Consider the following 26537-nt stretch of genomic DNA (forward strand, 5'->3'; position numbering starts at 1 on the left):
GGACCTGCTGACGCTTGCCCTGGCGGGCACGACGGGAGTTGGAGAACTTCTCGTACTCGCGCAGGGCATGGCGCAGAACCGCACAGTCGCTGGTCAAGCATGGTCTTGCGGAGCCGTCGGTGGACGGGAACACACCAACAAGCCCCCCTCCCAGCGTCATCAGGAGTAGGAGCAGGTCACCGGAGAGCGAGCGTCGCCGGTCCACCGCGCACAGCGGGCGAAGGCGCTCGCGAACCCGGGCACCGTGCATCGCCCCATTGGCGTTCTTCACGAAGGGCAGGAACGCAACGACAACGGCTTCGTCGTCTTCCCGTCAGGCGGAGCCGTTCGTCCCCTGGTCTACTGCGATCGCGGTAGAGACAAGTGTCTGCGAACGCCCAACGACGAGAGGCCGCAGCGATGCGAACGTGAGAGCGGGCCGGGATCGTCGGCCCGCTCACGTGGCGTATCCCTGGAAAGGCTCGTCGATGTCCCCTCTCGCCCGCTGGTGCCACCGGCACCGGCTCGCCGTCGTCCTGGTCTGGGTGGGCCTGTTGATCGGTCTGGGGGCCGGGGTCGGTGCGGTCGGCAGCGCCTTCGGCAACAGCCCGACCTCTCAGAACACCGACTCGGCGAAGGCCACGGCCCTGTTGCGGCACGCCTCGAACAGCGCGGCGGGCAAGAGCGGCCGGGTCGTCTGGCAGCTGAAGGACGGCAAGGTCACCGAGCCCGCGGCCGAGCGGGCGATGACCGGCGCGCTGGGACGCATCGCCCACGCGCCGGGTGTCGCTTCCGTGACCAGCCCCTACGCGCCGAGCGGCAAGGCGCAGGTCAGCAAGGACGGGAAGACGGCCTACGCCACGGTCGCATTCGACCTTGACGTGGCCGACGCCCAGATCGACCACGTCAAGGAACTCGCGACCGCCCCGGAGACGAAGAGCCTGCACATCGCGTTGAACGGGCAGGCGTTCACGGTCAACCCCGCCCCGAACGCGGTCGCCGACGCCATGGGCATCGTGCTCGCCTTCGTCGTGCTGCTGTTCGTCTTCCGCGCGGTGTGGGTGGCGGTGCTGCCCATCCTCACGGCGATCGTCGGCGTCGGCACCTCTGCAGTCGCTGTGATCCTGCTCAGCCACGTCATCACGCTGTCCGACACCACCCTGACCCTCGGCTCGCTGATCGGTCTCGGTGTGGGCATCGACTACGCCCTGTTCATCGTCAACCGGCACCGCGCCAACCTGAAGGCGGGCATGGATACGACCGAGTCGGTCGCCAAGGCCCTCAACACCTCAGGCCGGGCGGTGGTGTTCGCCGGGCTGACCGTCGTCGTCGCGCTGCTCGGCATGCTCACCCTGAACGTCGGCATCATCAACGGAATGGCCATCGGCGCGGCCGTCACCGTCGTCCTGACCGTGCTGGCCGCCATCACCCTGCTGCCGGCGCTGCTCGGCATGATCGGACCCCGGGTCCTCAGCCGCCGCGAGCGCAGCGCCCCCGTCGGCGGCACGAGCGGGACCGGTCTGTGGGGCCGGTGGGCCACACGGGTCCAGACCCACCCCAAGGCCCTCGGTGCCATCGTGCTCGCCGTGCTGGCGGCGCTCGCGCTCCCGACCCTGTCGCTGCGTCTGGGCGCGGCCGACGACGGCAACCTGCCCACGACGTCGACGAACCGCCAGGCGTACGACATGATCGCGGACGGTTTCGGGCCCGGCTTCAACGGCCCGCTCGTCCTCGCCGTCCAGGCCCCCACCGTCGCCGACAAGGCGGCCGAGGCGAAGCTGGTCACCGCCCTTCAGCAGGTCGACGGGATCGCCAGTGCCGGCGCCGCTCCGATGAAGGAAGGGCAGACGGTCGGCGTGATCTCCGTCGTGCCGACGACCTCCCCGCAGGCGGCGGCCACCTCCGACCTGATCGGCCACCTGCGTGACGACGTGATCCCGTCGACAGAGCGGGGCACGTCGATGAAGGTCTACGTGGGTGGTCTCACCGCGAGCAACGACGACTTCGCGTCGGTGCTGCTGGGCAAGCTGCCGGTGTTCGTGCTGGTGATCGCCGCGCTCGGGTTCCTGCTGCTGACCGTCGCCTTCCGCAGCCTGCTCATCCCTGCCGTGGGCGCCGTCCTCAACATCCTCAGCATCGGGGTGGCCTTCGGCGCGATCGTCGTCGTCTTCCAGTACGGCTACGGCGCCTCGCTCCTCGGACTCGGCGCCGCCGGACCGATCGAGTCGTTCGTACCGATCCTGGTCGTCGGCATCATGTTCGGCCTGTCCATGGACTACCAGGTCTTCCTGGTCAGCCGGATGCGCGAGGAGTGGGCCCACACCGGCGGCAACCACCGGGCCGTGCGGGTCGGACAGGCCGAGACCGGCAAGGTGATCGTCGTCGCCGCCACCATCATGTTCTGCGTCTTCGGCTCCTTCGTGTTCGGCGGCATGCGGGTGATCTCCGAGTTCGGCGTGAGCCTGGCCGTGGCCGTCGCCGTGGACGCGCTGCTGATCCGGATGATTTTCGTCCCGGCACTCATGCACCTGTGCGGACGGGCGAACTGGTGGCTGCCGCGTCGGCTGGACAAGGCACTGCCGCGGGTGTCCGTGGAGGGACCGTCGGACGAACCGGAGCGGCAGCCGCACCCGGTGCGGGAGCCGCAGCCCGTCGGACCGGCCGACTGAGACCGCCGTACTCGCGGGTCGGCGACAGGCTGGGGTGACCCGCCCGTCGTCGGCCCGCGCTTCGTACATTGAGGAAATGCAGGTGACAGTAATGAGGCGGTGGCTGGCACACCATGCCCGGATCAGGGACGCGCTGCCCTCGGTGGCGGTGGTCCTCGTCGCCGTGGCCGCCTCGGCCGCGGGAACGTCCGGCTGGCACACTCCCCGGGCAACGTGGGTGGCGTGGACGGCACTGTCCTGCGTCCCCCTGGTGTTCCGGAGCCGCTGGCCGCTGCCCGTCGTCGTACTCACCCTGGCGGTCGATCTGACCGGCATGGCCCTGGCCCCGGACCACGCCTTCACTCCGGCGGCGAGCCTCGTCGCCCTGTACACACTCGCCACCCGCAACGACCGACGCACCGCCTGGATCACCGGCGTCACCGCCTCCATCGCGATCATGGGAGCCTACGACGCCACCCATCAGGGGCCGCTCCTGGTGGGTACGAGTCTGCTGCGCTTCGACTTCGCCATCGCGGCGACCGCCCTGGGCGACGCCGTCCGCAGCCGCCGCCGGCACCTCGCACAGGTCGAAGCGCGCGCGGAAAGCGCCGAGCGCACCAGGGAGGAGGAGGCCCGGCGCCGCGTCACCGAGGAACGCGTGCGCATCGCCCGCGAACTCCACGATGTCGTCGCCCACCACATCACCCTGGTCAACGCCCAGGCAGGCGTGGCCCATCACCTCATGCGCACCGACCCGGACCGGGCTTACGAGGCGCTGGCCCACATCAAGGACAACAGTCGGGCCGCCCTCGACGAACTGCGGGCCACCGTCGGCCTGCTGCGCCAGTCCGACGACGCACCCGGCTCCCGGGCCCCCATTCCCCGCCTGGCCGACCTCGACGCCCTGGTCAGCGGTGTCCGCAGCGGGGGTCTGTGCGTGTCGCTGTCACGCACGGGTGTCCCCAGGCCGCTGGCACCCTCCACCGAACTGACGGCCTACCGCATCATCCAGGAAGCCCTCACCAACACCCACAAACACGCCCGCGCGGCACACGCCGAGGTGGCCCTGGAGTACGGTGTCACGGCCCTGCGCGTCACCATCACGGACGACGGTCCGCCGCACGCGCCCAAGAGGCTCGGCACCGGTCACGGCCTGATCGGCATGCGCGAACGCGCCGCCGCCGTCGGCGGCACCGTCACCACCGGACCACGGCCCGAGGGCGGCTTCCGGGTCGTCGCCGAACTGCCCCTCTCCCTCACCCCTGCGCCCGCGTGACCGGCCTAAAGAACTCAAGGAAACACCGCCCATGACGATTCGCGTCCTGCTCGCCGACGACCAGGCCCTCCTGCGCGGCACCTTCCGGCTGCTCATCGACGCGCAACCCGACATGGAGGTCGTCGCGGAGGCGTCCAACGGCCACGAAGCCGTACAACTGGCCCGTTCCGAGCGGGCCGACATCGTGGTGATGGACATCCGCATGCCCGAGGTCGACGGCATCGAGGCCACCCGGCTCATCGGGCAGAACGAGGACCTGGCGGGCGTGAAAGTGCTCGTCCTCACCACCTTCGAGGTCGACGAGTTCGTCGTCGAAGCACTCCGGGCAGGTGCCAGCGGCTTCCTCGGCAAAGGCATCGAACCCGCCCAACTACTCGACGCCATCCGGCTGGTCGCGGCGGACGAGGCACTGCTCTCCCCCGTCGCGACGAAGAAACTGATCGCCCGGTTCCTCACCCAGCCGTCCCCCGGCTCGCTCGCCGACCCCCACCGCCTGGCCACCCTCACACCGCGGGAGCGCGAGGTGATGACCCTCATCGCCACGGGCCTGTCCAACGGCGAGATCGCCGAACGCCTCTTCGTCACCCCCGTCACCGTCAAGACGCACGCCAACCGCGCCATGGCCAAACTCGGCGCCCGCGACCGCGCCCAACTCGTCGTCATTGCCTATGAAAGCGGCCTGGTCCGCGCCGGAGAGACCCAACCCTGAACCGGGTTCGATGCCCGGCGCCCGCTCTGCGGGGCGTCGGTGACGCCTTCGACGGCGTCCTGGACCGGGTCCTCGTTCTCGATGTCGACCGATGCCGACGTCGGCATCGGTCGACATACGGCACGATTTCTGTCAACGGACGGGGGTGGATCTGATTCCGGACGCGGGAAGGCCGCTCGCCGCATCCGGAACCGGGGATGGGGCGGTCAGCGCAACGCCGCGTGGCCGGTGAGGGCCTGACCGACGACCAGGGGTGCATCTCGCTAACTGAGCTGGAGCGCGTCCAGGACCGCCCGCCACTCAGCGAAGGCACATACCTGACAGCCATCAAGACGGCGTCCGCCAGAGGGTAGCGCCGCGTTGAACCGGTCCCCCTTGGCCGACCAGACTCCTCAACTACCTCGCATCCCCCTACAGCGGCCCCGCCCGAACCGTCCTGCCGCCGCAGATCGTGGAGAGCATTGAGACGGCATCGGCAGCCTAACGACCTCGTGCACGGTTGGCCGTGGCACGTCGAGGTGTGCGGCGTTGTCGGTGTTCACCCTTGAAGGCCGTGGTCGAGGGTGGCGGTCTGCTGGTGGGAGAGCAGTGCGGCGATGGCTTGGACGATGTCACTCATGTGCTGGCGGCGGCCAAGGTGCTGGGCGAGAGCCCGCCAGTTCTTGAGGTGTGCGATGCCGTGCTCGACCCGGATGCGTCGTGAGGAGTGTGCCTTGCGTTGCTGCTCGTGCCTTTCCTCGTACCAGGCTGGAGCGTTCTTCTTGAACTTGCGATGTGGTGGTGTCAGCACGCGTCCGCCGGTCTGCGCGCCCATGCCCTGATAGCCGGCGTCCGCGAGGATCTCGAGGAACGGGCCGTCGGCCAGGAGCTGGGCCAGTCCCAGCTGCCGGGCCTGGGTGATGTCGGCGCAACTGCCGCGCCGGACCGGGCTGCAGAACAGTACGCGCCCCTCGGCGTCCGTGAGGATCATGGACTTCACGGCGTTCTGTTTGGTCTTACCGGAGACGAATGTGTCCCGGTCCTTTCGGCCTGCGGCCGGGCGACGCACGCGGACCTCCGTGCCGTCGATGATGCCGGTCCCGCCGGCGCCCAGGTACTCGATGAGCTCGGCGAGAGTGCGCAGCCGGATGCCCCGGGCGACGGTGCAGCCCCGTTGCGCCAGCAGGGGCCGCACCTCGCCGATGGCACGGGTGATGGTGGAGCGGTCCACACCGAACCAGCAGGCCAGCACGTCGTGCGTGGTGCCGTGGCGCAGACTCACCAGCGTGGCCAACAGCCGATCGATGAAGACGAACTTGTGCTTCGCCCCGGCTCCCACCGCCCGCTGCCGTGGCCGAGCGCTAAGCCGAGCCTGATGCAGCTCGTGCCACAACGGCCCTACCTCAGCGACGAGTTCAGCGATCACCGTCGGCGACAACCCGGTGATCCGGTACTCCGCCACGATCAACTCACGCGCCCCAGCCCCCACCATGCCCCGTTCAACGAGCTACCTGAACGCTGAGCCACGGCCAACCGTGCACGAGGTCGTTAGCCGCTGAAGAAGGTGCACTCAGTGGCCAAGATCGTGAGACGAACTACCGGTGGCCATTACTGAGACACGTCTGATCAGCGGAGGTAGGCGATCGAACACTATTGGCGGCTCACCGGCGGTGAGCAGGGCGGCCAGTGGCTCGTAGAGGATGCGCCTCACGGCATGCTGGAGAGTGGTGCGTGGCGGTCATCGCGGCGGCACAGGCGACGGACGGCGGCTGGACCTGGGCCCAGACCGCCGCACTGATCGTCCCCTGCATCGCCCTCTTCGGCGCCTACCTCACGTACATCCTCAACCAGTGGGCCGTACGCAGGGAACGCCGTGCCAAGACCTTCGCCGAAGCCCTGACGGCGGTCGAGGAGTACCTGGAGATGCCGTACCGCATACGGCGACGCCCCAAAGCCTCCTCCACCGTACGCCAACAGCTCACCGCCGAAGTCAGCGAACTACTGGCCCAGATGGCCTTCCATCAGGCGTGGCTCCAGATCGAGGCTTCGGCGGTTGCGGGCCCCTATGCGACGCTCGTGGCCACGGCCCGAGCGGAGGCCGGCGCACAGATGAGCCTCGCCCGGGACCAGCCGCCGATCACCACCGACAGCGGCATGAACCTCGGGGTGCCGTATCCGCGGGACCGGTCAAACGCCGCACGAGCCATCTGCATCGAGGTGATGCGCCGTCACCTCGGAGAACGATCGTGATCTTGGTGTCAACTATCCCTCTTTTGTGCCAACTAAAAATCCTCGTCACACAGCTTGTCCAGGACCACCGCGTTCAGATGGTCGGTGTCGCGAAACAGCCACATGCAGTCCTCGAGGATTACCAGACCCTCGGTGACCAGCTCGTCGAGCTTCGGCAGGAATGCCCGCACCCGCTCCTCGGTGTCCACGATGACGATCGCCACCGGCAGGTCCTCGCTCAGCGACAACCGCCGCAAAGCGTGGATCAGCGAGGGGGCGCCGAAGCCCTCCACGCCGCGGAACACCGACGCGCCGGCCTTGGCCGGCCTTGTGCGCCCGGTGCACGATCTCGCCATACAGCGGCTTGTGATGCCAGACGTCGTTCTCACCGATGAAGATCGTTACTCGCAGGGCAGTGCCCGTCAGCCTTGCCACTGCTGCCTCCACGCCACCAGGCGGCGCGTCCCCGTCGCCGCAATCCATACCGCCGCCAACGCCGCGCACATGGTCGCGGCGAGATATGCGAGCCCGGTCCGGGGATGGCCGCCGTTCACGAGCTTCTCGATGTCGACGGCGTACGTCGAGAACGTCGTGAACCCGCCCAGCACCCCGGTCCCGAAGAACGGCCGCACCAGCCGGTGCGCCGCCCACACGTCGCTGATCAGCACCATGAACACGCCGATCACCGCACAGCCGACCAGCGACGCCCCGTAGCGGGCCGACGCCCCGACCGCACCGCCGACAACGAGCGGCGTGGCCTGCTGGAGGAACCCGACCGTAGTCCGGGTGTCACCGTCTGTACGGGGGTGAGGCGGTGACCGCGCTGCGGGTGATCAAGGCCGCCCAGCGCCTGGGCTTCACGCTGGAGGAGGTCGCCGAGTTGCCGGAAACGGGCCGCCACCGCCACGGCCGCCCGGTCGCGGGCCTTCAGCAGCGCGCGACCGCGAAGCTCGCCGAGGTCGACGCAAAGATCGCAGACCTGACCACCATCCGCACCGCCCTGGTCGCCGCCGTCGAGGCGGGCTGCGACGACCTGACCGTGTGCACGTCCAGCGCCTGCTGCCCCATCCCCTTCACCGACCTCGCCGAGGAGAACCGCCATGCCGGACCCTGCTGCTGACTCCTGCCCTGGGCGCGCCCCGAAGGCGCTCGGGAGCCTGGCTGCGCTGGCCTGCGTGGCTTTCTGCGCGCTGCCGGTCCTGATCACGCCGGGTGTCGTCGGGGACGGAGCCGGGGCGGTGGTGGGCTGGCTGCCCGCCCTCGCCGTCGTCCTGGCCGTGCTCGCCGCCGGCACCTGGTGGCTTGGCCAGCGCCGCGGCCCCTGCTCCTGCTCCTGCTCCTGCTCCTGCTCCTGCTCCTGCGCGCCGAAGGCCGCAGCTGAGGGTGGGTGCGACTGCCAGACGTCCAAGGACCCGCCGAAGATCACCGGCACGGCCGGTCGGTAGGGTCAGCCGATATGACCGTCGCTCGTTCCGTTGCCCTGTTCGTTGTCGCCGCCCTCTTCGAGATCGGCGGGGCATGGCTGGTGTGGCAGGGCATTCGCGAGCACAAAGGCTGGATCTGGATCGGTGCCGGAGTGATCGCCCTCGGGCTCTATGGTGTCGTCGCGACCTTCCAGAGCGACGACAACTTCGGGCGGATCCTCGCCGCGTACGGCGGCATCTTCGTCGCCGGGTCGATCGCCTGGGGCATGGTCGCCGACGGCTACCGGCCCGACCGCTACGACGTCATCGGCGCCCTGGTCTGCCTCGCCGGCATGGCCGTGATCATGTACGCGCCCCGCAGCCACTGAAGAAGCGCCGGGGCAGTTCAGTCCACCGACCAGTTGTGAGAGGAACACTCTCGCCGAATCGGGTTGGTTGCAGATCCAGGGGCTGCTCGGGACGGCACCGTTGGCGTGCCCTTGCCGAGGCCCGCGAGGCAGGCTTCGTCCCCTGGAAGCCGGCCACGATGCGCCAGTACCTCGTCCGTTCACAGCGTCGCGGAATCCCACTGCCCAGGAGCACCTGGGACAGACAATCGTTCGTCCGGACCGGTCCCCTGGGGTCGAGGCGGCCGATACCGTGGGAGCAGACGCCAGTTCTGCCCTCTGGAGCCCTCGATGAGCGAACAACCGGCCACCGCCGACCACACCCGGCAGCAGCTGGAGCCCGCGGCCGCCGACGCGGTACGCGCGTACGCGGCCCAGACCCGCGAGAGGGCCGACCAATTCGCCGCCGCCCTGGAGGACGTCGCGGCCAACGGGCTGCCCTCGGTGGAGGACTGCACGCCGTGGGAGGAGCTGCGCGAGGCCCACCTCGCCCGGCTCGCCGCACAGCGCCCGGCCGTCGCCTGATGGCCCCGCAGCATGGCCCTCGCCGCGCCCGGATCGCCTTCTCCGACTCCGCCGCCAAGCAGCTGGAGAACATCACCACCGAGGCGGAGATCCACGCCCTGGACCGCGCCCTGGTCGTCCTCTCCGTCGACCCTGATGTCGGCGAGCCGATCCCCGGCGACACCGCCAACCCCCAGCTGCGCCAGTACACCGACGACGTCGAGCAGGTGCGCGTCCTGTACTTCGTCACCGCGCTGCGCACCGTCGTGGTCGTCGCCTACATCGAGGTCTAGCCCGTCCAGACCGACGCGGCGCACCGGCCTTGCGCCCATCACCGCGCCGCCGTCCGGACGCGAGTCCACAGAGCCGGCTCCCCCTGCAACACCCGGGGGCAATAATGGACTGACCGGGGCATATCCGGACCTCTTTTTCCGTGCTCGTGGCGCTGCGGCAGTGGGGCGACGCCTGGGTCGCCGACGGGCAGGGGCCCCCGGTCGTCGCACGCCACAAAGGATGCGGCGCCGAGGTGCATGCCGTGCTTCGTTGCGCCGACGGGCACGACGTGCACTTCGAGGACTCATTCGTCGACGCCGGCCCGGGCCTCGTCCGCATCGACCCTGACAGTCCCGGACCCCGACGGCGGCCGACGGGGCCCGGCGGGGCTCCCTGGGAGGCGGCAGGTCAGTCAGGTCCGGGGGTGCGCCGAGGGGACCAGCAAGCCAGTTGACTCCTACCATCGGCCTACGACCACCCTGACCTGCCGTCAACCCACACCATCGCCGGATTCAACGAACTACCGGTACTTGTTTCGTGGGTCGTTCAAGGTAGAGACGGGTGCGAGTATCACGGTGGATCCGTGTCACCACGATGCGGTGACACCCGCTCAAGGGGAAGAGGCACGCTGCCCTTGCTGCCGGTATTGCGATGGCGCGCATCCAACGTGCTTACGGAACACGCGGGCGAAGTGCTCCGGGTTAGCGAAACCGCAGCGCCTACCGACTTGAGATACTGGGTCATTGTCTACTGCGAGCAGATAGCAGGCAGCTTCGATGCGCAACTCGGTGAGGTATTGCAGAGGTGTCTTTCCGGTGGCTGCGGAAAAACGACGCAGGAAGTGGTACCGACTGAGTCCTGCTTCCTTGGCAAGCTGATCAAGCGTGATGCTCGAGGAGAAATTCGCGCTCATGAATGTGGTCACCGTTTGTAGCTGTTCCGGGCTGAGACCTCCGGTGCGCGGTGAGGCGTCGCGGCGTGGATGGAGTAGATATTCAGCCAGGTAGTGGGCTGCACTCTGGGCATAGCGCTCTCCTGCACCTGTCTTTCGGGCGTGAAGTAGGGCTTGCGCCATGGATGCGACATGTGGATCGAAGGTGCGCAGTGTCTGTAATTCCGAAACATCACGGACAGGAGCGGCGGTGTGCGTTTCCAGTGCCCGCTGAAGGACCTCTACGGAAAGCTGGATATAAACGACTTCGAATGGGAGACGTCTGGGCGGTGTCCTGCTGACCCGGATCAGGTTGTTGGGTGCGACCCGGCAGACCTCTCCAGGCCCGAGCGTGGTACGTAGCCAACCGTTATTCTCTCGACCTTCAATTTGACACACACCTCGTATTGGCGTGACGATGCCGAACCACTGATCCGGCAATTGGTACGTCCAGGTGCCGCTGTCGTGTCCAGCGGCTCGCTCTTCCACAACGAGTTTCCGACTGGATTGATCTCGCAACGTAATGATCACGTAGTTTTCCCTTGCGTGGGGTCGGGGAAACGAGGAGTGACAGGAGCCAGGTCCGTCAGCCTCAGGGCTGCAAAAGAAGGGGGCCACTGACCGGACCGAATCGGACTGGCCGCTGCAAAGACGGATCGAAAATCCACCTGGCCACGGACCGGAACGGTCTACCTCTGTCGCTGGGCATCTCTGGCGCCAACTGCACGACAGCCTCGGGTTGAAGCCGCTCGTGCGCGGGATGCCACCGGTCCGCTCACGTCGCGGCCCGCGCCGATGGCTCCGCAAGCGAGGCATCCGCCACCGCACCGCCCGCAAAGGCATCGAGTCCTTGCGGCTGGACCGCCACCGTCGGGTCGTTGAGTGGACCGTGTCCTGGCTCGCCGGGCTGCCGACGGCTGCAGCGCCGCTACGAGCGCAAGGCCGAGCACTTTCTGGCCTTCGTCGGCATCGCCGCAGCCCTCATCAGCTACCGCCGTCTCACCAAATGAAACGACGTCTTACTCCCTTGATTCTTGGCTCCACAAGTCGGGCTGCCAGCCCGCGGCGATGGAATCGTGCCTTATGCACCGATGCGTCACGCGTTCAATCGCATCTCGTTTGTCCATGTTCATGGGTGTTTCCTAAGCGTTCCCTCAGGTCCGAGCTCGAGCCAGCATGCGCCGTCGAATGCCAAGGCTGCTGCGGGTAACCATGCTGGCAGGAGTGATCAACTGTTCAGGCTGTCTCGGTCGTTCAGCGGCTAAGTACAGGGAAACTGATCGCGAACCGTCGTGTCCGCTGCCCAGCTTCGTCGGACGGCTGCGGGGGTGGGCGGCCGGGTGGCTCGCGGGTCAAGGGCCTGGTTATGTCAGCGGGAGTCGAGGGTGCCCGTGAGGACGGCGGTGACGAGTTCGGTGCGGGAGCGCTTTCCGGTGCGGGCAAGCAGCCGGGACAGGCGTCCGACGACCGCGTCCTCGTTCAGTCGCAGGATGGTGGCGATCTGGCGGGTGGTGAGCTGTTCGGCGAGCAGGGTGGCGAGCAGGTGGTCGTTCTCGGCAGTGGCCTGCTTGCGGCCGGGGATGGTGAGTCCGGCCTCGCGCAGCAAGGTCCTGGTGTGGAAGCGCCACAGGGCGGCACCGGTCATGCCGAACAGTTCGTATGCCTCGTACAGGGGCTTGCCCGGGGCCGCACCCCCGTCGGCGGCTTCCAGGAGGGTGGTCGCCGTCTCGAAGGGCAGGCCGCGGGAGCGGGCCAGGTTCACCGCCTCGCGCAGGTGGTCGCCGGCGGTGTCGGGGGCCTCCTGGCGCAGGACCCGGGCCGAGGCCAGCAGGTACCTGAGCTGTGCCCGTCCGCTGCCCGTGCGGGAGGCGACCTGCCCCAGGCTTTCCAGGCAGGTCGCCGCCTCGGCGGTGCGTCCGGCCTCGACTGTCACCTCGGCCAGCAGGGCCCACAGCTCCTCTGTGCCGTAGATCTGGTCGTGCTCCCGTGCAGCGGCGAGCCCGCGGCGCAGTGTTTTCTCGGCTGCGTCCATGTCGCCGAGGGCCATGAGCACTTCTGCTTCTGATGCGTTCAGGGCGCACTGCGGCGGACTCGTGCCGGGGCCGCGCATTTCCTCGACGATCTGCAGGGCGCTGGTGACGCGGCCCCGGGCGAGGAGGATGGCCGCGGTCCGCGCGGGCATCAGAGAGTTGTCCGACACCGGGGTGGACTGGATCTCGCTGTTGGCCAGCAGTCGGCGGGCTGACTCCAATGCCTGATCCCACCGGCCCGTTAGGTGGTCGAAGAGGAACTGGCCGAGCGGGGGCAGCATTTCTACGGTCAGGCCGGCGGTCTCCAGGAGGTTGTTGGCTGCGTTGAGGTCGTAGCTGGTGAGCAGGTCGTCGAACGTGCCGCTCGCCAGCGAGTACACCTTGCCGGGGGGCAGCTCGGGGGCGCCGTGCATGGCCAGTTCGCGCCGGTAGAGTTCTGGTCGGCCCATGGCCAGGTCGGCCAGGGCCCTGGCCAGGGCGGGCGCCGCACGTGCGCGTGGGCTGGTGGTCCACACGGTTTCGGTCTGCTGGAGCAGATTGGCTGCCTCCTTCCATCGTGAGAGGTGACACAGGGCCAGGGACTGGCCGCTCACCTTGGCGAGGGCGGGCACTGGCAGTCCGTCCCACCAGTGAGCGGTGGCGAGCCTGGACATCGTGGTCCAGTCACGTTGGTTGGCCGTGACCGCCACGACCAGGTAGGCGGCCTCCTGCAGGTCGAGGTCGCTCAGCGCAGGTCCCGGGTTACGCAGCAGCGATTCCCCGGCGGCCCGTCCCGTGGCGTAGTCGCAGGCCAGGTAGGCGGTCGTCCCGTACTGCTGGAGGACGAGATCGCGAGCGTCGGCGTGCTCGGTCAGGTCACTGGCGGCCCGGAGCCACCGCAGGGCCCGCCCGTCATCGTTGCCGGGCCTCATCCGCCGTGCGGCAGCCGTCAGTTCGGCCACCGCACGCTCCCGGTCGACCAGGCTGCCCGCGTCCGCGACCCGGTCTGCCTGGTAGGCCGCCGCGTCCTTCTCGTCGAGAAGACCCGGCGCCGGGGGGATCATATGTCCGGGGTGTTCCGAGTCCGCGCCCTTCCAGAGGACTCCGACCGCCGTGGCGGACAACCGACTGCGGTCCACCGGGCTCAGCCGCTCCCGAAGGGTGTGCGCTGTCAGTGGAAGACGGAAGGTCCACCCGCGCACCGTGGTTGCGTCCGGTCCGGGCTGTTCCTCGATGATGTCCGCCTCGATCAGGTGGCGGACAACGTCGTAGGTAGCGTCGGCGGACAGGCCGGCCCATGCCGCTGTCAGCGGAAGGGCCGGCCGGCCAAGCGGCCACAGGATGCTCAGCGCCGCGGCCACTGCACGACACGGCTCGCCCAGCGCGTCCACTGCTGTGACGAACCGGTCGTCGTCGGGCAGCACCGGTACCGACGTCCTCGCGCCAAGGAAGGCGTGGCCGTCGGCGACCCGGATCCCGTCCTGGCGAGTCCAGCCTGCGAGCAGGGCGTCGACTGCTCCCGGGATGCCATGGGTCAACTCGCCTACCTGCCGGGCGAGGAAGGCGTCGGGCTTTGCCCGCAACCACCGCGCGACCAGCGCGGTGACGTCATCCGGTCCCAGGGAGGACAGCTCCACCGTGCGGGCCCCCTCGATATCGGACAGCCGCTCCAGGAGCCCGGCCGGACCGTCGCAGCCTGGTGCCCGGGCCTCCCCGGCCTTCCGTCCATGGCGTGAGGTGCCCAAGCCGACGGCATCCGGCGTGCCCTCTCTCATACGGACTGGGCCCGATGCGACGTGCCGCACTCCGGACACCACCAGCCGGACACCGGGCGCGAACCGCGAGAAGTCGATCCGGCACAGCACGGCCAGGGAGTCGGGATCGGCATGCTGAACGTCGTCGACCAGGATGGTGAGCGGCGTGGCCTGGGTGAGGGAAGCGCGAAGCAATGCGTGCATCGTTGTGGAGTCACGCTGGTCGACGGCGGCCAGCGCTCGAGCAACCAACTTTCCGGCCGGCCGCTGCCGTGGCGGGGCGGATCGGTGCTCTTCGAGTGCAATGACCAGCCGCAGCGCCAGTAGCAGAGGCCGTTCACCGTCGCCTCGGACACTGTCCACCACGTGCAGGGCAGTTCCCTGTGTGCGCAGTCGCTCGCCGACCGCGTTCAGGAACGCACTGCGGCCCACGCCGCGTTCGCCGCGCACGAGCACCAGGCGGGGGCCGTCAGGGTCGCTCAGGAGGTCGTGGACCTGTTCCAACTCGCGCTCGCGGCCAAGCAGACCGTCGTTGGTGCGGTCCAGGCGCGCGGCCGTACCCCAGCGGATCAGTTCGTCGGTGTCCGACCACGCAGCCACTGTGCCGTACATCCCTTTTTCAAAATTATGCCCCGCGGGTGGTGAACACGGCCGTCAACAGCTGTGCGCCCGCGCCCAGGCCTTCCTCTGTGCGCTGACATTATGAGCGCCCCCGCCACGCCGTGAACCGCCCGGGCCTCTGCACAGCAACTCCCGGTGCCAGCAGGAACCGTTCGTCTCCGGCCGGGTAAAGGGAACGTAAAATGGCCGTATGGCATCTCTCCTCGAGAGTGAGGAGAACGAGTGAGGTGGCACCATGCGGCAACAACGCGGAGCGGTCATCGGCAGAGACGGCGCAGTCCGCGAGATAGTGGAGGCCCTGCGCGCCACGGGTGAAGCGGCCCGTGTGCTGCTGGTCACTGCAGAGGCCGGGATGGGCAAAACCGCTGTACTGGAGCATGCGCGGCGTGTGGCAGCCCAGGACGGCGCTGCGGTGATGAGGCTCGGCTGGGAAGACGAACACGCCGAGGACACGGCCGACGCGATCGTCCTGGACGCAGGCTGCGGCCTGATCGTCGAGGACCCCGACGGCTGCCTGCCACCCCTCGCCACAGCCGGTCGCGCACAGGTGCGCGGCGCCGCGCGGCAGGGTGAGTTGAGCAGGCTGTCCGCCTTCTCCGCCGCACTGCTGGAGGCATCCCGCCAAACCCCGTTCGCGCTGGTCGCCGACGGCGTCGAGCGGATGCCACAGCGCAGTGCCAGCGCTTTGGCGCTGCTCCTGCGGATCTTCCGCCCGCGCGGCATACCCGTGGTGATGGCCGGCCGGCCGTGGCCCACGACGGACCCCGGCCGCGCCGGGCTGACGGCCGCGGCCGACCAGATGCTCGAACTGCCCACACTGCAGCCTGCCGACGTCGCCACGCTCGTCGACGTCCACGTCACCCGGCGGTTCGGTCGTCCGGCCGAACCGGCGCTGGCGGAGGCAGTGTCGCGGGCGCTGGGCGCGCTGGCGGGCAACCCCCGCGCCGTGCTCTCAGTGCTCGACGCACTGGACGAGCAGGACCTGGTGGAACTCGACGGCCTGTTGTGCCTCACGCTCCCCGAAAAGCGGCTGCGCCTGAGCGCCGGGACGGCCGAGCTGCTCCGGTCCGCCTTGCCCGATACGCCCGCGGACCACAGGGCACTCGAGGCGGCGATCGTCACCGCCCGTGTGCTGGACCACGCCGAAGTGCACATCGACGATGCGTTCAGGATGACGCCGTCGGCCGGCGACCGAGCCCTTGAACACGCACTGAACCGCCTGATCACGGACAGGATCCTGACCGCGGACCCGCAGGGCCGCCTGTCATTCGCCGTCCCGGCGCTCGCGGCGGCCTTACGGACCCTGCCCATCCAGCGCGACGTGCAGGGCAACTCTGCCCGGTACGTCGCACAGTTGACGGACAGGCTCGGTCCGGAAGCCACCGGCCGTGGCTACCCGAGGCTGGCCGATCGCGTCGCAGCCTCCGGCCCGCGCCTGGACGACACCCTCGCGGTACCGCTGCTGCTGGCCGCGGCCCGCGAGGAGACCAGGACCAACTGGCCCCGATCGGCCCGCGCCTACGCAGCCGCGCTGCACCGGCTCACGCCACAGGACCGTCACACCGCTGATGTGCTTCACGAGGCGAGCAGCCTCAGCCTGCGGCACGGCGACCACGAAGGGCTCCTGAAGCTCGGCCAGCCTCTGCTCGCCCTCCTCGACCGACCGCACACCGAACACACCGAGGGCGTCGAGAAACCGGCCGGCCTGTCGAGCATTGCCGCCGCATGGGTGTGGGCAGCCCTTCACGAACACCGAGCCGCTCGCGCCGATAGCATCCATCTTCGCTTAGGCAAGGTCGCCGGCCGGTTTCCCGCCGCGGCCGGGCTTGCGGCACTGGGCGGCCTCTACGGCATCGGCCCGCTGACGGTTCGGCCGACGGAGGACTCACGCCACATGCTGGACACCTCCGGTCCCGGACACCGGCGCATGCCGCTGCCCCAGCCCACCGAACTCCGCCTGATGACCGCCGCGGTCGGCAGCCACACCGAACTGAGCCGCGCGCGGCAGCACATGCCCCCCGACGCCGTCGACGACCACACCCTGGACCAGCTGCGCAGCGCGGCCGCATACGCAGACCTGGCCGGCGCTCTCGCGGCAGTCCTCGGCGACCGGTATGTCGCGGCACCCGAGGGCATCGCCGTCCAGTACCGGGGCATGGTGCGCGACTACCTGTCAGGGGATTGGGACGCCGCTCTGGCGGCCGCCCGCCGCATCGAGGTGCGTAGCCGCACCCACGCGGCGGCAGGCACCCCGCACCTCCCACGGGCGCTGGCCGCGGAGATCCACTGCGCGCGCGGGGACGTCGCACGCGCCACAACGTGGCTCGACCTGGTCCCCGACACCCTCACTCATCCCCTGGTCGCCCGGGCGCGGCTGGCGGTCCGGTACTGGTCGGGCCGACGAGAGGAGGCGCTGGAGGAAGCCTGGCACGACGCTCGGCAGGCACGAAAGAACGGCCAGCTCGCCGGTGTCGAGCGGCTGCTGCTGCGCATCCTGTCGCTCGCCGCCCACTCGGATCAGCCGCACACGGTCCAACAGGCCCTGGAGGAAGTGGAAACCCTGCACGAGGAGGCAGCCACCCCCATGACCCACGAGGCCCTCCTTCTCGCACGCGGCATCGCGAACCACGACGCGGACAGCGCGCTGACCGCCCACCGGTTGATCAAGCTCCGAGGCGACATACACCTGAGCGTCATCTGCTGCCTGTGCCTGACACGTGTCGCCGACGACCCCCGGCGCTGGCTGACCGAGGCCGTAGGCAACGCTCACACCCTCGGCCTGGGAGGCCGCTTCCGCACCGCAGTCACCCGTGTCGCGCGGCAGCGCAACATCCCCGTACCGAGACTCCGCCAAGGCCACCAGAAGCTGACCGAACTCGACATCAGGCTGGTGCGCATGGTCGCTGACGGCGCGAGCAACCGGCAGATCGCCGCAGAACTCGCCTGCAGTCCCAAAACGGTGGAACAGCGCCTGACACGACTGTTCCAGCGCACAGGCTCCCGCTCCCGGAGGGAACTCACCGCCGCCTGGCTCAACGGAAGCCTCACCCAGACCACCTCCGCCCCCTCCAGCCTGGACGACCACTGACCCTGTGAACACCAACCCATGTTCCCGAGCCGATCCCCACTGCCTTGTTCGGGAGCACAGCGACCCGCGCGTGCGCCGATGGCGCAGTCAGCCGACTGGTTGGTCGGCCCCCGCCGCCACGATCAGTCGGGCGGCGTTGGTGACTGAGGAGTCCATGAAGAACTCGGCAATCGGGACTTGCACCGTGAACACACTCTTGAGGCGGGAAACGAGCCGCAGCGCGGCCAGGGAGTGGAAACCCAGCGCAAAGATGTCCGTCCGAAGGTCGATCGTCGGTACTTTGAGTACCTCACAGTAGACCTCCGCGACCTTGACTTCGAGCTCGCTGCCCTGCGCTTCCTCGGGGACGACACGTTCGCGGCTCTGCAGCAGCGCGAGCAAGGCTGCTTGGTCAACCTTGCCATGCGAGGTGAGCGGGAACCGTTCAACTACTGAGATGTGAGCCGGAACCAGGTGTGGGGGAAGCTGGGTACGAACGTACGCCGCGACAGTTGCCTCGTCGGCGTACGGACCGATCAGGAACGCGATCAGCTCAAGCTCGGCCGCTGGATCAGCCTCGGTGCGCCGAGGCACGACCACGCTGCGCACCACGTCCGGATGGCCGTCGAGTACCGATTCGATCTCGGCGAGCTCGACCCGATGGCCGCGCAGTTTGAGCTGACGGTCCACGCGGCCGAGAAATTCGAGGTCACCTTCGGTAGTCCATCGGCCTTGGTCGCCGGTGCGATACATACGTGTGCCCGGCTCGGCCGCGAAGGGGTCCGCCAAGAAGCGCTCGGCGGTCTGCTCGGGCCGGTTGAGCAAGCCGTCGGAGACGCCGGGGCCGGCCAGGTAGATCTCCCCTGCCACGCCGCGTCCAACCGGTGCGAGCAAAGCGTCGAGCACGTAGACGGAGGCGTGCGGCATTGGTCGTCCGATCGGCAGCGCCTCGCGGTCGAAGTCAGCACCGGGCTGATAGGTCGTGCTGGTCACCGCCGTTTCGGTGAGCCCATAGACATTGGTGAGCGGAATCCCGAAGTCCAACCAGCGCTGGTAGACCTCGATCGGCGCGCGTTCGCCGCCGACCAGCACTCGCCGCATGGTTTGCGGAATGGGGACAACAGCCGGGTCGATCAGGCGCACTACTTCGATCCAGTAGGCGGTGGGGAGCTCACATATAGTGATCTCGCGCTCTCCGAGGAGGTGCAGCAGTTCCGCCGGGCCGGTCCGGCCGAGCACGCCATCGAAAAAGACGACGCAGCCACCGGCCAGCCAGGTGGGGAAGAACTCCTCGACATGTACGTCGAAGGTCATCGCGGCGAGCTGCAGCATCCTGTCTTCCGGGCCCAGATCGAACGTGTCCACCGCGGCACGGGTGAACGCAGTCAGGTTGACATGGGTGACGAGGGTGCCCTTGGGCACACCCGTCGAGCCGGAGGTGAACGGGACATACGCGACCTGACGGCCTGTCACAGCGATGCCCTTGAGATCTTCACCGCTCTGGGCCTCGATCGAGGAAGCAACCGCCGGATCGTCGAGGGCGAGCACATGGTGGGCCCCGGCAAAGTCCGCGGCAAAGTCCACGACCGTGAGCACCAAGCGGGGCGCAGTCTCGGCGAGGACATGGGCCTTGCGGCTGCCGGGCGCGTCCGGAGCCACAGGGACGTAGGCTCCGCCCGCCTTCAGTACGGCGAGCACGGCGGACGGCCAGGAGGAGCCATGGGGCAAGGCGAGCGCCACCGGCTCCCCCGCGCGAAGACCTAGCTGACGCAGATGCCGCGCGAGCCGGTTGGCCTGGCTGTTGAGCTGTGCGTAACTGACTGGCGTACCGTCTTCACGCTCGATCGCCGGCGCATCTGGGCTCTGTCGGACCCGTCGCTCGAACAGCGCGTGCAGGGTGGCCAGCTCGTCCCCCGGCACGGGCCGACCAGTGAGCTCCCGATCGGGCTCGGCGTCGGTCGACGTGCGAAGCGCTCCCAGCGGGAACTCGGGGTGGGACGCGGCCTCGCCGAGCAGCACCAGGTAGCTCTCGGCCATTGCCTCGATGGTGCCCGCGTCGAACAGCTCACTGTCGTATTCGAACTGAAGGCTCAGCTCCCCCAGAGCGTCCACAGCGCTGAGACTGAGACGGAACCGGGACCCGCCGTTGGACACCTCGTAGAGCTCCGTCACCGCGCAGCCCGGCAGCGTGGCCTCGAACTCCGTGGACTGCTCGAAGGAGAACACCGCCTGGAAGAGCGGGGCCTCACGCGAAGTGCGTTTGGAGTCGACCCGTTTGACAAGCTCGGTGAATGGCGCGTCTTGTGAGGAGAGCGCGTCGAAGGTACTCAGCTGGAGTTCGCGGACCAGGGAGGCGAAGGACACGTTCGCGTCCAGCCGCAGTCGCAACGGCATTGTGTTGGCGAACAGCCCGATGAGCGACTGGTACTCGAGCCGGGTCCGGCCGGCCAGAGGCGTTCCGATCAGCAGGTCGTCCTGACGGGTGTAGCGGGCCAGCAGCACGCCCCACACACCGCCGAGCATCGCGAAGGGCGTGACCCCGAGCCGCTTGGCGCAGGCGTAGGTATCGGCCCGAAGCTGCTCTGGTACCACTGTCGTGAACTCATCCCCCCGGTATTCCCGGGAGGCTCCTGAACGGTGATCGACCGGCAGTGCAAGGATCGTCGTCGCACCCGCCAATTCCCGAGCCCACGCGTCGAGCACGTCGCCGTACCCGCCGTCCTCGGTGATGCGCCGCTGTTCGGCGGCGAAGTCGCGGTACTGCATGGTGAGGTCAGGCAGATCGGGCTCACCGCCCGTGTGCCATGCGGTGTAGAGCGCGACGAACTCGGTCCAGAACAGACGCAGCGACCAACCGTCCGCAACGATGTGGTGCATGTTGAGGAAGAACGCGTAGGCGTCATCCTCAAGACGTAGCGCAGCAGCCCGCAGAAGCGGGCCGTGCACAAGGTCGAAGGGCTCGCAAGCGGCGGTCTCGACGAACCCACGCCACTCGTCGGGCCGGGAGCGAAAGTCGAACACAGGCAGCGCGAAGGGCTGCGGCGGATCTGTGATCAGGTACAGTTCACCGTTTTCCTCGCCCACCCGGGAGCGCAGCACCTCATGCCGACGCACGATCTCGGTCACGCAGCGCGCGGCGAGCTCCGTGTCCAACGTGCCACGCAGACGGATCACCATAGGTATTCCGTAAACGCTGCGGCCCGGGGCGAGTTGTTCAGCAATCCAGATCTGCTCCTGCAGGAGGGAGATCCTCTCGATCTGTCGGTTGCCCATGGGTGCTCCGGTCGGGTGCGTGGCCTTCGGAGTAGTGGTTGACTCGGTCATCATGACCCGCTCTTCCTGACAGTCGGCTAGTAACCGAGTTCCCGGTCGACCAGGCCGATCGGCTCAAGGCCGTTCGCCAGTCGACGAATGTTGCGCCGGACCAGGTCGACGAAGGGTCCGAGTGCGTGATCCAGATCGCCCGCGCAGTGCGCGGTGATCACACAGGTGGGAAGGGACCACAGCGGGTGCTCCGGAGGAAGCGGCTCGGGGTCGGTGACGTCCAGGCCGGCGCCGGCAATCCACCCGGAGGTCAGCGCACGAACGAGGTCGTCTGTGATGACAAGCCCGCCGCGCGCCACGTTCACCAGGCACGCGTCCCGACGCATGGATCTGAGTCTGGCTGCGTCGATCAGCCCGGCCGTGTCCGCGGTCAGCGGCGCCGCGAGGAAGACCACACGGGCCTCGGGCAGCCATTCGTCGAGGCGATCGGGCGTGGCGACCTCGGCGCCCGCCATCGGGGCGCCGCTGCGGCACACCACCTTGGGGCGGACCCTGAACGGGCGCAGCAGTGCGAGCAGTGCCCGGGCAACCGCGCCGCCGCCCACCACAAGGACCTCGGCGTTCGTCAGCCCGATGGCGGGGCGCGGCAGCCACGCGCCGGCCCTCACGGAGGCAGTGCCCTGTCGCAGCACGGTCAGCGCGAGCATGAGGGCGTGTTCAGCTACCAGCTCGGACTGGACGCCCACGGCCCGGCTCCAGCGGATCCGCTGATCCATGAGCGGCAGGTAGCTTTCGACGCCGGTGCTCGCCAGCTGAACCCAGCGCACCGACGGCGCGCACTCCAGTGCGGCTGCCAGCGCCGAGGGCCGCTCGCCGGTCCAGATCAAGCCCTGAGCCCGGGCCAGCGGAGCCAGTCGAACGCCTGAGTCATGCAGCGCTGTCATGAGATCGGCGGGCGCCGGCTCCGGAAGCACTGCCAGTGGTAGGTCGGGAAGCATGGTCACCAGCCACTGCCCGGCTTACCCGCCGCCGCGACGTCTGCCGTCGCGTCGGCCAGCGCTGCCACTCCGCGTACCGAATACGCGGCGAAGACCTCGCGGACACCGAGGCTTATGCCGAAGTGTTTGCGGATCCAGCTGATCAGCCGCAACATGAACAGCGAATCCCCTCCCAGGTCAAGCAGGTTGTCGAGCACACCGATCTCGTCGAGTCCCAGGAGCTCCGCCGCGGCGGCGCCGATGCGCCGCTCGATTTCACCTGCCGGCGGCACGAACTCGGTGGGCAAGTCGGGCCGACGCTTCGGTGGCTGCGGAAGCATCGCGTGGTCGATTTTCCGATGCATCGTCAGCGGAAATTCGTCCAGCCGGATCAGCGCTGAAGGGATCAGATGGGCCGGCAGTTCGTCGGCGAGGAAGGCACGCAGCTCACCGCTGCTCACCGTGTCCCGGTCAGCAGTCACGTAGCCGATCAGACACTGCTCACCCGACGCGTCTCGACCAGTGGTGACCAGGGCTTGGCGCACCGCCGGGTGCCGGTCGAGCGCAGCCTCGATCTCGCCTGGTTCGACGCGATAACCACGCACCTTGACTTGCTGGTCGCTGCGTCCAAGGAATTGCAGCCGACCGTCGGGAAGACGGCGTACCCGATCGCCGGTGCGGTACAACCTGGCCCCCGGAATCCCCGAGTAGCGGTCGGCGACGAACCTCTCCGCGGTGACGTCGGGTCTGCCCAGGTAACCGCGTGCCAGCGAGTCACCACCAATGAGCAGCTCGCCCTCGGCATCCGCGGGAACGAGTTCGAGCCGCTCGTCGACGACGAACATTCGGGTTCCGGCGATGGCATCGCCGATGGACAACACCCCGTCCTTGGGTGCTTGTCCGGGCGGCACGCTCCAGTATGCCGCGGTCGCAGTGGTCTCGGTCGGCCCGTAGACGTGCACCAGCGGAAGGCGGAAGCGGTTCCACTGCTGGACGGCTTCGGGCATGGCGCGGTCTCCTCCCATGACGATCAGCCGCAGCGACGGGGGCAGTGCCCCGCCGGTGTCCACGAGGTGGCGAACCAGCAGGTGCCAGTGCGCGGTCTGCATCTCCAGCAGCGTGACGTCGTGCGCGGTGAGGAAGTCGAGCAGGGTCTCCACCGGGGAGAGCGCAACCCGATCGGTCGGGAACACGCTTGTCCCGCCCTGCACGAGTGGGGGGAACAGCTCCTCGAGTGAGGCGGAGAATGCGGCGGCGGCCAGCATCAGGTAGCGATCACCCGGCCCCATGCCGAACTCGGCACTCGCGGCGGCTGCGAGATTCGCCAGGCCGAGATGGGTGATCATGACGCCTTTGGGCGCTCCGGTGGAACCTGAGGTGTAGATGACGCAGGCCAGATCGTCCGGCGCGGCTACGGGGGCGCCCGGACGGGGAGGCAAGCGCCCCCGGTCCGGCGCAAGCGTCGTGACGGGCAAGCTGGTTGGACTCCCCTGCGCTCCGTCTACAATGAGAATCTTGATACCGGAGTCCGCCGCGAGGAAACTCTTGCGCTGGTCGGGGTAGTCCGGGTCGATAGGCACGTAAGCCGCTCTCGCACGCAGCACGCCGAGAATCGCGACAAGCAGGTCAGCGGAGTGACGCATCATCACGCCGACGCGATCGCCCGGAAGCACTCCCGCCTCCGCCAGGCGCGCCGCCATGTGCTCGGCTTCGGCGGCGAGTTCGGCGTAGGTCAGCGCCCGCTGTGAATCCTCGGTGGCGCAAGCGTGCGGCGTCACCCTTGAGTGCTGCTCAAGCAGGTGCGGGATGAGCTTCGGCGCGTCGTTACGCGCTGATTGAACGTCGGCGTTCACGCAGCAGACTCCTCAGGGGTGGGCGACATCGACGTCAAGGGGCCTGCGGCGGCGTCAACCTGCTCTGCCATCAGCTTCACAATGGGTGTGACGCCACTGCCCGGCAGCACCGGGGCGCCGAGGGCTGCGAACCCGGTCTCAAGCGCGGCCAGCGCGGTAACCAGGTCGAGCGGGTCGGCGTGGCCGCAGTGGCCGATCCGCACCACTTGGTCGGCCAGTTCCCCGTTGCCGGTAGCCAGCTGGACGCCTGTGTGCTCGACTACCGCATCGACGAGAAGTTGCGCCCCTACTCCGGGCGGTGTGAACGCGGCCGTTACGATGCCGTTGCGCGCCACTTCTGGGGTCAGCAGCCGGAGTCCGAGGCCGCGCAGGCCCGCTCTGGCCATCCGGCCGAGCTCCGAATGCCGCCGGTGGCGCCGCTCCATGCCTTCAGCGAGTACCTGTTCGAGCGCCGCAGACAACTGGAGCAGCACGCCGACCGCCGGCGTCCAGGGGGTACGCGGGATGGAGTGGTTCAGGCTGTCACGCGTGATCGTCCAGTCGAAGTAGTACCGCAGATGCCTGGCCTTGGCGTGCCGGCGCCAGGCGCGCTCACTGACCGAGACGAAAGAGACCCCTGGCGGCGCCATCAGCGCCTTCTGACTCCCGCCGACCACGACGTCCAACCCCCACGCGTCGGCCTGCATTTCGCAGCCGCCGACCCCGGAGGCCGAGTCCACTATCGTCAGCACACTGCGGGTTGCGCGCCCGAAGGCCTCAAGGTCGGTGACGACGCCTGTGGAGGTCTCGCAGTGTACGACGATCGCCGCGACGATTTGCGAGTCGGCCGCCAGGCAGGCTTCGACAACTGCAGGGTCCGGCTCGCAACCCCACGCGACGTTGAGCACGACGGTCTCCAGGCCATAAGCGCGGCATAGCCCCACCCAGCGCCTTCCGAAGGCACCGTTGTCCACCACGAGCACCTTTTCCCCCGGGCTGAAGAGGTTCTGCACCGCGCTCTCGAACGCACCGGTGGTGCTTGACGAGAAGATCAGCACGTCCCCCGCGGTACCCAGCACATGCCTGAGCCCGTCGATGATTCGTGTGAATGTGCGCGCGAAGTCCACGGTGCGCTCGTCGACCATGGGATGCGTCGCCGCCGCGATGACCGCGGGCGGCAGCGGGGTCGGACCGGGTATAGCCAATCTGTCCTTGTAAATCATCTTCCTGATTCCTTAGTGCCGCGGTGGTCCGGCTTCGTCAAAGGCTCGTCTGCAGTCGAGTACCGCTCAGCTGACCGGCGCCCCACTGCCGCCATCTGGCACGTGCGGTTCGATGGCGCACCCGCGCAGCCCGGCATCGTCCGGCTCGTTGTGCACCTGTAGCTCTGGTTGCTCAACCCTGGTCACGGCAAGGGCGAACAGTGCCGTGCCCACCACCGCGACCACAGCACAGCCCACCAGCACCGGGCGTAGGCCGAACAGGATGCCCAGTGGGCCGGCTACGGCGAAGCCGACCGGCTGGGCGATCTCCGAGGCCACCAAATCGAAGGCGGCCACCCGGCCGAGTACCGCCCTCGGTACGGCGCGCTGCATGAGGGTCTGGAAGAACACTCCTTGCAGGCCGATCGCGCAGCCGGAGAGCAGTGCGGCACCCGCCACCACCACCGTCGGCACGCCAGAGCCGAGGGCCAACGTTTCGAAGACGATCAGCGGTGGCAGCCACGCCATGAAGACCACCGGTCGCTTCGGCTTGATCCGCCCGGCGGTGAACTGCGCGCAGACCACGCCGATGGTCATGCAGGTGCCGATGACACCCCAAGCTGCGGCACCGCCCAGATAGGTGTCGGCCACCAACGGGCCGAGGACCGCGAGGGGAGCCAGCAGGACCAGCGAGAACAACGTCCACTGCAAGGTGAGCAGCCACAGCCAGGGGCGCATTCGAAACTCCCGCCAGCCTTCCCCCAGCTGCGCGAGCGTCCCGCCTTCGCGCTCCGGCTCGGCTTCGCCCCCAGCGGGGATCTTGGCGAATATGAGACAAAGAGTGATGAACAACATCAGCACGCTCTCCACCAGGAAAGCGGCTCCCGAACCGTACGCCGCCACGACCACTCCTGCCGCCGCAGGGGCCGCCGTAAAAGCCAGCGAGGAAAAAGTGCCGATCAACGCATTGGCCTCGTCCAGGTCATCTTTCGCAACGACGTCCGGCATGATCGCCGCGCTGGCCGGACCGAATAGCGCGTCAGCGCCGCCGTATACGACTGCCAGAGCGAAGAACCAGCCGAGGGTCGCAGTATGCGTGAGCAGTCCTATCGACAAGGTCGCCGCCGCGACCAGGCGTACGATCGACGAAGCGATGAGCAACGCGGCACGCGGAAAGCGGTCCGCCGCGACGCCGGCAAACAGCGACAAGACGAGCGAAACCGCCGCCTGAACTCCGAGGACAAGGCCGAGGTCACTCGCAGAACCAGTGGTGTGGAGGACACCGAAGCTCTCCGCAACTGGCAGGAAGCCGTTGGCCATGCCGGAGCCCAGCCGGGCGGCCAATAAGCAGGCGAAGTGTCGGTCGGTCAGCAGCCTTCTGCGTTTGCCTCGGCGTCCTCGTTCGCCGGAGACCACTACATCGCTCATTGCGCCTCTTTCCGCGCGTGCTGGTTTCAGGTCCCGGCACGAGGG

General features: G+C 68.5%; 19 protein-coding genes and 2 pseudogenes. 11 read left to right on the forward strand and 10 right to left on the reverse strand.

The features are described 5' to 3' along the window. The first annotated feature begins 467 nt into the window (after positions 1-467). The 3 genes from B5557_RS01685 (at position 468) to B5557_RS01695 (ending at position 4612) form a co-directional block, all read left to right on the forward strand. On the forward strand, positions 468-2648 hold the full coding sequence (locus tag B5557_RS01685; RefSeq protein ID WP_079657430.1) for an MMPL family transporter: 2181 nt from the start codon (positions 468-470) through the stop codon (positions 2646-2648). Positions 2649-2724: 76 nt separating this feature from the next. Then, positions 2725-3903, forward strand: a complete 1179-nt coding sequence (locus B5557_RS01690; protein WP_079657431.1) for a sensor histidine kinase — start codon at positions 2725-2727, stop codon at positions 3901-3903. A 31-nt stretch (positions 3904-3934) separates the two neighbouring features. Next, positions 3935-4612, forward strand: a complete 678-nt coding sequence (locus tag B5557_RS01695; RefSeq protein WP_079657432.1) for a response regulator — start codon at positions 3935-3937, stop codon at positions 4610-4612. Positions 4613-5150: 538 nt separating this feature from the next. Here the strand turns inward: B5557_RS01695 and B5557_RS01700 are convergent. Then, positions 5151-5930, reverse strand: coding sequence for a transposase family protein (locus B5557_RS01700; protein ID WP_079657433.1), 780 nt, complete (start codon positions 5928-5930; stop codon positions 5151-5153). A gap of 392 nt (positions 5931-6322) precedes the next feature. On the opposite strand from B5557_RS01700, the gene B5557_RS01705 reads away from it, so the two are divergent. After that, positions 6323-6841, forward strand: a complete 519-nt coding sequence (locus B5557_RS01705; RefSeq protein WP_231976211.1) for a hypothetical protein — start codon at positions 6323-6325, stop codon at positions 6839-6841. 32 nt (positions 6842-6873) lie between these two features. Here B5557_RS01705 and B5557_RS01710 read toward each other — a convergent pair. Both B5557_RS01710 and B5557_RS01715 read right to left on the reverse strand, forming a co-directional pair. Further along, positions 6874-7255 (reverse strand): annotated as a pseudogene (locus tag B5557_RS01710) (DUF190 domain-containing protein). Beyond that, positions 7243-7521: a FluC/FEX family fluoride channel gene (locus B5557_RS01715; protein WP_079664526.1), complete on the reverse strand. Its 279-nt coding sequence runs from the start codon at positions 7519-7521 to the stop codon at positions 7243-7245. The pseudogene B5557_RS01710 and the gene B5557_RS01715 overlap by 13 nt, the downstream one beginning before the upstream one ends. Before the next feature lie 113 nt (positions 7522-7634). Between B5557_RS01715 and B5557_RS44680 the strand changes: the two genes are divergently transcribed. From B5557_RS44680 to B5557_RS01735, 5 genes are all read left to right on the forward strand, one after another. After that, positions 7635-7940 carry a MerR family DNA-binding protein gene (locus B5557_RS44680; RefSeq protein ID WP_231976212.1) on the forward strand — a complete coding sequence of 102 codons (306 nt, stop codon included), beginning with the start codon at positions 7635-7637 and terminating at the stop codon, positions 7938-7940. Next, on the forward strand, positions 7921-8265 hold the full coding sequence (locus B5557_RS43470; protein WP_159424308.1) for a hypothetical protein: 345 nt from the start codon (positions 7921-7923) through the stop codon (positions 8263-8265). Before B5557_RS44680 ends, B5557_RS43470 begins: the two co-directional genes overlap by 20 nt. Before the next feature lie 11 nt (positions 8266-8276). Further along, positions 8277-8612: a YnfA family protein gene (locus B5557_RS01725; protein ID WP_055616634.1), complete on the forward strand. Its 336-nt coding sequence runs from the start codon at positions 8277-8279 to the stop codon at positions 8610-8612. Positions 8613-8921: 309 nt separating this feature from the next. Further along, positions 8922-9155, forward strand: a complete 234-nt coding sequence (locus B5557_RS01730) for a hypothetical protein (RefSeq protein ID WP_079657435.1) — start codon at positions 8922-8924, stop codon at positions 9153-9155. Continuing rightward, a complete protein-coding gene (locus B5557_RS01735) occupies positions 9155-9427 on the forward strand; it encodes a hypothetical protein (protein WP_079664527.1) in 273 nt (90 codons plus the stop codon). Before B5557_RS01730 ends, B5557_RS01735 begins: the two co-directional genes overlap by 1 nt. 590 nt (positions 9428-10017) lie before the next feature. Here the strand turns inward: B5557_RS01735 and B5557_RS43475 are convergent. Beyond that, complete coding sequence (locus B5557_RS43475) at positions 10018-10869, reverse strand: helix-turn-helix domain-containing protein (protein WP_159424309.1); 852 nt, start codon at positions 10867-10869, stop codon at positions 10018-10020. 77 nt (positions 10870-10946) lie between these two features. Here B5557_RS43475 and B5557_RS42460 point away from each other — a divergent pair. Then, positions 10947-11348, forward strand: a pseudogene (locus B5557_RS42460) (IS5/IS1182 family transposase); the annotation flags it as partial. Between the two features lie 359 nt (positions 11349-11707). On the opposite strand, the gene B5557_RS01745 reads toward B5557_RS42460, so the two are convergent. Then, the gene (locus B5557_RS01745) at positions 11708-14701 is read right to left on the reverse strand and encodes an AAA family ATPase (RefSeq protein ID WP_079664528.1); all 2994 of its coding nucleotides are present in this window, start codon (positions 14699-14701) and stop codon (positions 11708-11710) included. A gap of 256 nt (positions 14702-14957) precedes the next feature. Between B5557_RS01745 and B5557_RS01750 the strand changes: the two genes are divergently transcribed. After that, on the forward strand, positions 14958-17810 hold the full coding sequence (locus B5557_RS01750) for a helix-turn-helix transcriptional regulator (protein WP_079657437.1): 2853 nt from the start codon (positions 14958-14960) through the stop codon (positions 17808-17810). Between the two features lie 87 nt (positions 17811-17897). On the opposite strand, the gene B5557_RS01755 is transcribed toward B5557_RS01750, so the two are convergent. The 5 genes from B5557_RS01755 to B5557_RS01775 form a co-directional block, all read right to left on the reverse strand. Further along, complete coding sequence (locus tag B5557_RS01755) at positions 17898-21062, reverse strand: non-ribosomal peptide synthetase (RefSeq protein WP_159424310.1); 3165 nt, start codon at positions 21060-21062, stop codon at positions 17898-17900. A 77-nt stretch (positions 21063-21139) separates the two neighbouring features. After that, entirely contained in the window at positions 21140-22051 is a 912-nt protein-coding gene (locus B5557_RS01760) for an NAD(P)-dependent oxidoreductase (RefSeq protein WP_079657439.1), read from the reverse strand. 2 nt (positions 22052-22053) lie between these two features. Beyond that, positions 22054-23883: a non-ribosomal peptide synthetase gene (locus B5557_RS01765; protein ID WP_079657440.1), complete on the reverse strand. Its 1830-nt coding sequence runs from the start codon at positions 23881-23883 to the stop codon at positions 22054-22056. Next, a complete protein-coding gene (locus tag B5557_RS01770) occupies positions 23880-25085 on the reverse strand; it encodes a pyridoxal-phosphate-dependent aminotransferase family protein (RefSeq protein WP_079657441.1) in 1206 nt (401 codons plus the stop codon). The genes B5557_RS01765 and B5557_RS01770 overlap by 4 nt, the downstream gene beginning before the upstream one ends. 66 nt (positions 25086-25151) lie before the next feature. Next, complete coding sequence (locus tag B5557_RS01775) at positions 25152-26492, reverse strand: MFS transporter (RefSeq protein WP_079657442.1); 1341 nt, start codon at positions 26490-26492, stop codon at positions 25152-25154. Between the last annotated feature and the right edge of the window lie 45 nt (positions 26493-26537).

Origin of the sequence: Streptomyces sp. 3214.6 (genome assembly GCF_900129855.1) — a bacterium.
Classification (GTDB): domain Bacteria; phylum Actinomycetota; class Actinomycetes; order Streptomycetales; family Streptomycetaceae; genus Streptomyces; species Streptomyces soliscabiei.